Here is a 1,290-nt window from a genome sequence, read left to right as displayed (position 1 = left end):
CGGGGGCACAGGAGGTGGCGGGGCCCCGGCCGGAGCCGTCTTCCGGCACGGCGTCGCCTCGGGCGACCCCATGGCGGACCGCGTCATCCTGTGGACGCGGGTGACGCCCACCCCGCAGGCGAGCCCCGGTTCGGGGATCGGTGACCCCGTCGTCGTCGCCTGGGAGGTCGCCACCGACCCGGGGTTCACCTCCCTGGTCCGCACTGGCTCCGTCGTCACCGACGCCGGCCGCGACCACACGGTCAAGCTCGACTGCACCGGACTTGCGCCGGACCGCTGGTACCACTACCGCTTCCGCGCGCTCGGTCAGGTCTCGCGGACCGGGCGCACCCGTACCGCGCCCGCCGACGGCGCCATGCCCGCCACCGGCCGCTGGCGCGTCGGCGTGGTGTCGTGCTCCAACTGGGAGGCCGGCTACTTCTCCGGTTACCGCCACCTCGAGGCGCGCGGGGACCTGGATGCGATCATCGAGCTCGGTGACTACATCTACGAGTACGGCCGCGGCGAGTACACCGCCGCCATCGGGGCGATACGCCCGCACGAACCACCGCACGAGATCGTCACCCTGGCCGACTATCGGATCCGGCTTGCGCAGTACCACACCGATCCCGACCTGCAGTCCCTGCACGCGCACGTCCCCTGGATCTGCACGTGGGACGACCACGAGCTGGCCAACGACTCGTGGGAGCACGGTGCCGAGAACCACCAGCCGCACGAGGGCCCGTTCTCAGACCGCAAGGCCGCGTCCTCGCAGGCGTACTTCGAGTGGATGCCGGTCCGGCCGGAGTCGCTGCGCGACGGCGGGCACCTCTACCGGCGCCTGCGCTGGGGGTCGTTGGCCGAGATCAGCATGCTGGACCTGCGCTCGTACCGTTCCGAGAGCCCCGATCGGTTCAACGGCCTGGCGATCGACCAGACCAACACGATGACCGGCGCCGAGCAGTTCGACTGGCTGGCCCGCGGGCTGCGGTCGTCGACCGCCCGCTGGAACGTCATCGGCAACTCGGTCATGGTCTCGCCCGTGCTCATCCCGCCGTTGGACGCGCGCACGACCGGCGCGCTCACCGAACTCCTGGGGGTCCCGCGGGAGGGCATCACCTACAACTCGGACCAGTGGGACGGGTACGCCGGTGAGCGCCGCCGCCTGTTCGAAGTCATCCGCGCCACCGGCAACCGCAACCACGTCTTCCTCACCGGCGACATCCACACGTCCTGGGCCAACGAGGTGCCGTTCGACCCGGCGGACTACCCCGGGGCCGGCACCGGGGCGGTCGAGTTCGTCACCCCGTC

Annotated in this window: 1 protein-coding gene; it reads left to right on the top strand. The window is 71.5% G+C overall.

The features are described from left to right. On the top strand, positions 1-1,290 hold a 1,290-nt coding region (locus G6023_RS14970), incomplete at both ends, for an alkaline phosphatase D family protein (protein ID WP_182636255.1).

This window comes from Dietzia sp. DQ11-71, from assembly GCF_014144995.1.
Lineage (GTDB): Bacteria > Actinomycetota > Actinomycetes > Mycobacteriales > Mycobacteriaceae > Dietzia > Dietzia kunjamensis.
This window is presented reverse-complemented; position numbering and strand designations above follow the sequence as displayed.